The 7,237-nt window shown below is 61.0% G+C and carries 6 protein-coding genes and 1 pseudogene; all 7 read left to right on the top strand.

Features of this window, described 5'->3' with window-relative positions; genetic code table 11:
* A partial coding sequence (locus B5V02_RS21160; protein WP_483466544.1) for a P-loop NTPase family protein occupies positions 1–405 on the top strand: 405 nt, incomplete at its 5' end.
* 93 nt (positions 406–498) lie between these two features.
* A complete protein-coding gene (nifD, locus tag B5V02_RS21155; protein WP_111546057.1) occupies positions 499–2,001 on the top strand; it encodes a nitrogenase molybdenum-iron protein alpha chain in 1,503 nt (500 codons plus the stop codon).
* 133 nt (positions 2,002–2,134) lie between these two features.
* Entirely contained in the window at positions 2,135–3,676 is a 1,542-nt protein-coding gene (gene nifK / locus B5V02_RS21150; protein ID WP_111546056.1) for a nitrogenase molybdenum-iron protein subunit beta, read from the top strand.
* A gap of 62 nt (positions 3,677–3,738) precedes the next feature.
* Positions 3,739–5,229: a nitrogenase iron-molybdenum cofactor biosynthesis protein NifE gene (gene nifE, locus B5V02_RS21145; protein ID WP_111546055.1), complete on the top strand. Its 1,491-nt coding sequence runs from the start codon at positions 3,739–3,741 to the stop codon at positions 5,227–5,229.
* A 9-nt stretch (positions 5,230–5,238) separates the two neighbouring features.
* Positions 5,239–6,621, top strand: coding sequence for a nitrogenase iron-molybdenum cofactor biosynthesis protein NifN (nifN, locus tag B5V02_RS21140; RefSeq protein WP_111546054.1), 1,383 nt, complete (start codon positions 5,239–5,241; stop codon positions 6,619–6,621).
* Positions 6,587–7,078 (top strand): nitrogen fixation protein NifX, encoded by a 492-nt coding sequence (nifX, locus tag B5V02_RS21135; RefSeq protein ID WP_111546053.1) that lies wholly within the window; start codon positions 6,587–6,589, stop codon positions 7,076–7,078. Before nifN ends, nifX begins: the two co-directional genes overlap by 35 nt.
* Before the next feature lie 15 nt (positions 7,079–7,093).
* Positions 7,094–7,237, top strand: a pseudogene (locus B5V02_RS42735) (NifX-associated nitrogen fixation protein); the annotation flags it as partial.

Below are 7,237 nucleotides of genomic sequence, written 5' to 3'. Positions count from 1 at the left end.
AACATCGCCAAGGGCATCCTGAAATATGCCCATTCGGGCGGCGTGCGGCTCGGCGGCCTGATTTGCAACGAGCGCCAAACCGACCGCGAGCTCGACCTCGCCGAAGCGCTGGCTTCCAGGCTCAATTCCAAGCTCATCCACTTCGTGCCGCGCGACAACATCGTCCAGCACGCCGAACTGAGGAAGATGTCAGTGATCCAGTATGCGCCGGACTCCAAGCAGGCCGGCGAATACCGGGCGCTGGCCGAGAAGATCCACGCCAATTCGGGTCAGGGTACCATCCCGACCCCGATCACCATGGAGGAGCTCGAGGACATGCTGCTCGATTTCGGCATCATGAAAACCGACGAGCAGATGCTTGCCGAGCTTCAGGCCAAGGAAGCGGCGAAGGCGGCAGCCCAGTAACGACCGATATTGGGGGCCCTCCTTGAGCTGGCCGCCTTGCAAAGAACGGCGCCTCATCGATGAGGCGTCACCAAATACCTTGAAAGGGGTCCCATGAGCCTGGATTACGAGAATGACGGTGCTCTCCATGCGAAGCTTATCGAGGAGGTGCTGTCGCAATATCCCGACAAGGCGGCGAAGCGCCGCAAAAAGCACCTCAGCGTCGCAAAGAGCGGGGACGAGGCTGGTGAGGAAGGCGAGGTCCTTTCCGAATGCGACGTCAAATCGAACATCAAGTCCATTCCGGGCGTGATGACCATTCGCGGCTGCGCCTATGCCGGCTCAAAGGGCGTGGTGTGGGGTCCGGTCAAGGATATGGTCCATATCTCGCACGGCCCGGTCGGTTGCGGCCAATATTCCTGGTCACAGCGCCGCAACTACTACGTCGGAACAACGGGCATCGACACGTTCGGGACAATGCAGTTCACCTCCGATTTCCAGGAGAAGGACATTGTTTTCGGCGGCGACAAGAAGCTGGAACAGATCATCGACGAGATCGAGGAACTGTTTCCGCTGAACAATGGCATCACCGTGCAATCCGAATGCCCGATCGGCCTGATTGGCGACGACACCGAAGCAGTTTCCCGTAACAAGGCCAAGGAGCACGAAAAGACGATCGTGCCGGTGCGCTGCGAGGGTTTCCGGGGCGTCTCGCAATCGCTGGGCCATCACATCGCCAACGATGCGATCCGCGACTGGGTCTTCGAGAAGAAGGACGTGGAGTTCGAGGCCGGCCCGTACGACGTCAACGTGATCGGTGACTACAATATTGGCGGCGACGCCTGGGCCTCGCGCATCCTGCTCGAGGAGATAGGGCTGCGCGTGGTCGGCAACTGGTCGGGCGACGCGACCCTCGCCGAAATCGAGCGCGCGCCGAAGGCCAAGCTCAATCTCATCCATTGCTACAGGTCGATGAACTACATCTGCCGGCACATGGAGGAAAAGTATGGCGTCGCCTGGATGGAGTACAATTTCTTCGGCCCCTCCCAGATCGAGACCTCTCTGCGCAACATAGCCAAGCATTTTGGGCCCGAAATCGAGGAGAAGACTGAGAAGGTCATCGCCAAGTACAGACCGCTCGTTGATGCGGTCATTGCCAAGTACCGGCCGCGCCTCGAAGGCAATACCGTGATGCTTTATGTCGGCGGCCTGCGCCCCCGTCACGTCATCACCGCCTACGAGGATCTCGGCATGGTGATCGTCGGCACCGGCTATGAGTTCGCCCACAACGACGACTATCAGCGCACCGGCCATTACGTGAAGAATGGCACGCTGATCTACGATGACGTGACCGGTTACGAGTTGGAAAAGTTCATCGAGGGGGTTCGCCCCAACCTCGTCGGCTCGGGCATCAAGGAAAAATACCCGGTGCAGAAGATGGGCATACCGTTCCGTCAGATGCACTCCTGGGATTATTCGGGACCGTATCACGGCTATGACGGCTTTGCCATTTTCGCGCGGGACGTGGATCTTGCGATCAACAATCCGGTCTGGGGCCTGTACCAGGCGCCTTGGAAAGAAAGCCCGGACCGTGGGCGGGCGATAGCTGCCGAATAGACACTTGTCCCCTGGCTAAGTCTCCCCAGAGAGACGATGAGCCCCCGCGGCTTGTGAGCCGCGGGAAACCGCAAACGTCTCGACGTACCTGAGCCGCCGTACAGCGGGGCCAGATGTTAAAGAGGTAACACCAATGCCGCAGTCGGCCGAAAAGATTCTCGACCACGCCCCCCTGTTCCGTGAGCCGGAATACAGGCAGATGCTAGCCGAGAAGAAGCTGAATTTCGAATGTCCGCACGCCGATCAGATCGTTGCCGATCAAGGCGAATTCACCAAGACCTGGGAATACCGCGAAAAGAACCTCGCCCGCGAAGCGCTTGTCGTGAACCCCGCCAAGGCCTGCCAGCCGCTGGGTGCGGTGTTTGCGGCCGCGGGCTTCGAGCGAACCATGTCCTTCGTCCACGGCAGCCAGGGCTGCGTGGCCTATTACCGCTCGCACCTGTCGCGCCATTTCAAGGAGCCTGCTTCAGCGGTTTCCTCCTCGATGACCGAGGATGCGGCGGTCTTTGGCGGCCTGAAGAACATGGTCGATGGGCTCGCCAACACCTACCAGCTCTACGACCCGAAGATGATCGCTGTCTCGACCACATGTATGGCGGAGGTCATTGGCGACGACCTGCACAGCTTCATCCAGAACGCCAAGGACGAAAACTCGGTCCCGCGCGACTTCGACGTGCCCTTTGCCCATACGCCGGCCTTTGTCGGCAGCCATGTCGATGGCTATGACGGCATGGTCAAAGGCATTTTGGAGCACTTCTGGAAAGGCCAGGAGCGCACGGAAGCCAAGGGAACCATCAACATCATTCCGGGTTTCGACGGCTTCTGCGTCGGCAACAACCGGGAACTCAAACGCCTGCTTGACCTGATGGGCGTGTCCTACACCTTCATCCAGGACGCCTCTGACCAGTTCGACACCCCGTCGGACGGCGAATACCGCATGTATGACGGCGGCACGAACATCGAAGACGTGAAGAAGGCACTCAACGCCGAGGCGACCCTTTCGCTGCAGTATTACAACACCCGAAAAACGCTGGAATACTGCGAGCAAGTCGGGCAAGCGACGGCCTCGTTCCATTACCCGCTCGGGGTCCAGGCGACCGACGAATTCCTGATGGAGCTATCGGCGATCTCCGGCAAGGAAATCCCTGAGACAATCCGCCTGGAGCGCGGCCGACTGGTTGACGCCATGGCTGACAGTCAGTCCTGGCTGCATGGCAAGAAATACGCGATCTACGGCGATCCGGATTTCGTCCATGCCATGGCGCGCTTCGTGATGGAAACCGGCGGTGAGCCGACACATTGCCTCGCCACCAACGGCACCTCGGCGTGGGAAGCCGAGATGGAGGAACTGCTTGCATCCTCGCCCTTCGGCAAGGACGCTCAAGTCTGGGCGGGCAAGGACCTGTGGGCGATGCGCTCGCTGCTCTTCACCGAGCCGGTGGATCTGCTGATCGGCAATTCCTATGGCAAGTATCTGGAGCGCGACACCGGCACGCCGCTGATCCGCCTGATGTTTCCGATCTTCGACCGGCACCATCACCATCGCTTTGCGCTCATGGGCTACCAGGGCGGGCTGCGCGTGCTGACGACGATCCTCGACAAGATCTTCGACAAGCTCGATCGCGAGACGAGCCAGACGGGCGTGACGGACTATTCCTATGACCTCACCCGCTAAGAGCGGCGGCCGGCTTTCCGCCGAGGCCGTCCATTGCCCAATGGACTTTGGAGACCGACGCAATGACCTCGCTCAGTGCCAAGATCCAGGACGTTTTCGACGAGCCCGCCTGCGACAAAAACCGCGGCAAGGATGCCAAGGCGCGCAAAGAGGGCTGTTCGAAGCCGCTGACGCCGGGAGCGGCGGCCGGCGGCTGCGCTTTTGACGGCGCCAAGATCGTGCTGCAGCCGATCACCGACGTCGCGCATCTGGTCCACGCGCCGCTCGCCTGCGAGGGCAATTCCTGGGACAACCGCGGCGCCGCTTCGTCCGGGCCAACGTTGTGGCGCACGAGCTTCACGACCGATCTCACCGAACTCGACGTGGTGATGGGGCAGGGCGAGCGCAAGCTTTTCAAGGCGATCCGCGAGATCAAGGAAGCCTATGCGCCGCCGGCGATCTTCGTCTATTCGACCTGTGTGACGGCGCTGATCGGCGACGACATCGAGGCGGTCTGCAAGCGCGCGGGGGAAAAATTCGGCTTGGCCGTGGTGCCGGTCAATGCGCCGGGCTTGGCCGGCTCCAAGAACCTCGGCAACAAGCTCGCCGCCGAGGCGTTGCTCGAGCACGTCATCGGCACGGTGGAACCCGACGACGCTGGGCCGTACGACATCAATATCCTTGGCGAATTCAACCTCTCCGGCGAATTCTGGCTGGTGAAACCGCTCCTCGATCGGCTCGGAATCCGGGTGCGCGCCTGCATTCCGGGCGATGCGCGCTACCTCGACGTTGCTTCCGCGCACCGCGCCCGGGCGGCTATGGTGGTGTGCTCGACCGCGCTCATCAATCTGGCTCGCAAGATGGAGGAGCGCTGGGACATCCCGTTCTTCGAAGGCTCCTTCTACGGCATCACCGACACCTCGGAAGCACTGCGCAACATTGCTGAGCTGCTCGTGAAGAAGGGCGCTGATCCAGAGATCCTCGCCCGCACGGAGGCGCTGATCGCTGAGCAGGAGGCGATTGCGTGGAAGAAGCTCGAGGCTTACCGGCGGCGGCTTCAAGGCAAGCGCGTGCTGCTCAATACAGGCGGTGTGAAGTCCTGGTCGGTCGTCCATGCGCTGATGGAGATCGGCATCGAGATCGTCGGCACCTCGGTCAAGAAATCCACGCTCGAAGACAAGGAGCGCATCAAGCAGATCCTCAAGGACGACAACCACATGTTCGAGCAGATGGCAGCGCGCGATCTTTACGCCATGCTCTCAGAACACAAGGCCGACATCATGCTGTCGGGCGGGCGCACGCAATTCATCGCGCTCAAGGCCAAGACGCCCTGGCTCGACATCAACCAGGAGCGCCAGCACCCCTATGCCGGCTATGACGGCATGGTGGAACTCGTACGCCAGATCGACCTCGCCATTCACAACCCGATCTGGTCTCAGGTGCGCGAGCCGGCCCCGTGGGATTGCCAGCCTGCCGTGAAGGACGAACCGCCGAGCACAACGAGCGGGACGGCGAGCCTGCATGCCTTAAAGAAGTTCGCCGGCACGATGGCCGACGACTTCGGCGAGTGTTGAGGAAAGCCGATGGTCCGCATCCTTTCCCAGACCAAATCAGCTTCGGTCAATCCGCTGAAGTCGTCACAGCCGCTGGGTGCTGCCTTGGCCTTTCTCGGGATCGACGGCGCAGTGCCGCTATTCCACGGCATCCAAGGCTGCACCAGCTTCGCGCTCGTGCTCTTCGTGCGGCATTTCAAGGAAGCGATTCCCCTACAGACCACCGCGATGGATGAAGTGACAACCATCCTCGGCGGGTCAGACAATCTGGAAGAGGCGATCCTCAACCTCAAGACCCGCACAAAGCCAAAGCTGATCGGGGTCTGCACGACGGCCCTGGTGGAAACCCGTGGCGAAGATTGCGCAGGCGACATCGCCGACATCAAGCTGAAGCATGCGGAAGAACTCGCGGGTACGGAGATCGTGCTGGCCAACACGCCGGATTTCAGCGGCGCCCTCGAAGAGGGCTGGGCCAAGGCTGTCAGCGCGATGATCGAAGGCATTACACGGCATGGCGAGCAGGCGCGGCAGTCGAAGAAGATCGCGATCCTGCCCGGCTGGCACCTCACCGTGGCTGACATCGAGCATTTGCGCGAGATGGTTGAAAGCTTTGGGCTGCAGCCGGTGATTTTGCCGGACGTCTCAGGCTCGCTTGACGGCACTGTACCAGACCACTGGGTCCCGACCACATATGGCGGTACGAGCATCGAGGATATCCGCGAGCTCGGCGCGGCCGAGCACTGCATCGCTATCGGAGAGCATATGCGTCACCCGGCCGAGGTGCTGCAGAAGATGACCGGCGTCCCTTACGTGCTGTTCGAGTCGCTGACCGGACTGGAGGGCGCCGATCAGTTCTTTTCGCTGCTGTCCGCGATTTCTGGCGAGTCTGTGCCGGCCAGCGTGCGCCGTCGACGGGCGCAATTGCAGGATGCGTTGCTCGACGGACATTTCCATTTCGGAGGCAAGAAAATTGCGATCGCTGCTGAGCCAGACCAACTCTATCAACTCGCGACCTTCTTCACCGGCATGGGCTCCGAAGTCGCGGCGGCAGTCGCGACGACCGATATGTCGAAAGTTCTGGGAAGGGTTCCGGCGGCCTCGATTCAGATCGGCGATCTCAGCGATTTGGAAGCGCTTGCCGGCGGGGCTGATCTTCTGGTCACCCATTCACATGGACGCCAGGCATCGCAACGTCTTGGCATTCCGCTCATGCGCGTCGGCTTCCCCGTCTTCGACCGGCTCGGCAGCCAGCACAAGCTCTCAATCCTCTATCAGGGCACCCGTGATCTGGTTTTCGAGGTCGCCAACATGTTCCAGGCCAACCGGCATGCGCCGACGCCCGAGAAACTTGATCCATTCCGCAAGCAGGAAACGCAAGATGGGGCCCGTTCGTCGCCTCTCACTGGTCACTGACGAGGGCCGAGATCCAATGCGTGAACGACAAGCAGGCGCCTTGCGCGTGGCAATCGCAACACAAGACATGAAGGAGCTCAATGCGCATTTCGGCTCGGCCAGGCGCTTTGCTGTCTACGACGTGACGCGCGAGGAGTGGAACCTCGTGGAAGCCTTGGCCTTCGATGACGTTTCCGATGAGAACGGGGAGCATCGGACCGAGGGGGATGACCGCATCACACCGAAGGTGGAAGCACTGAAGGGCTGCCACCTCCTGTTTTGTCTGGCAATCGGCGGACCTTCGGCAGCCAAGCTTGTTTCGGCAAAAATCTATCCGCTCAAGGTTCCGCAGCCTCAGAGTATCCAAGATGTGCTGTTGCGCACGCAGGTGATGCTCAGAACGTGTCCTCCCCCCTGGGTGCGCAAGCTGCTGGCTGAGGCAGGCGTCGCGAAACCGTCCTTTGAGGACGACGACTGAAATGAGGAGGCGAAAATGTCCGACCCTGTGGTTAGCCCTGCTGTCGCCGAGGATCAGGTGGCGCTTGCCAGCCCGTTCCTGAAATGCCTCGTGCGGCTAATCCGTGCTCAGGACTCCTACGGAGCGTGGGAAGGCAAAGCGGACCCCGAGCTGCTGGCC

It is taken from the genome of Mesorhizobium kowhaii (assembly GCF_003253745.1).
In the GTDB taxonomy this organism is placed as follows: Bacteria; Pseudomonadota; Alphaproteobacteria; order Rhizobiales; family Rhizobiaceae; genus Mesorhizobium; species Mesorhizobium kowhaii.
The sequence above is the reverse complement of the archived record's forward strand: the minus strand, read 5'-3'. Positions and strand labels throughout refer to the sequence as shown.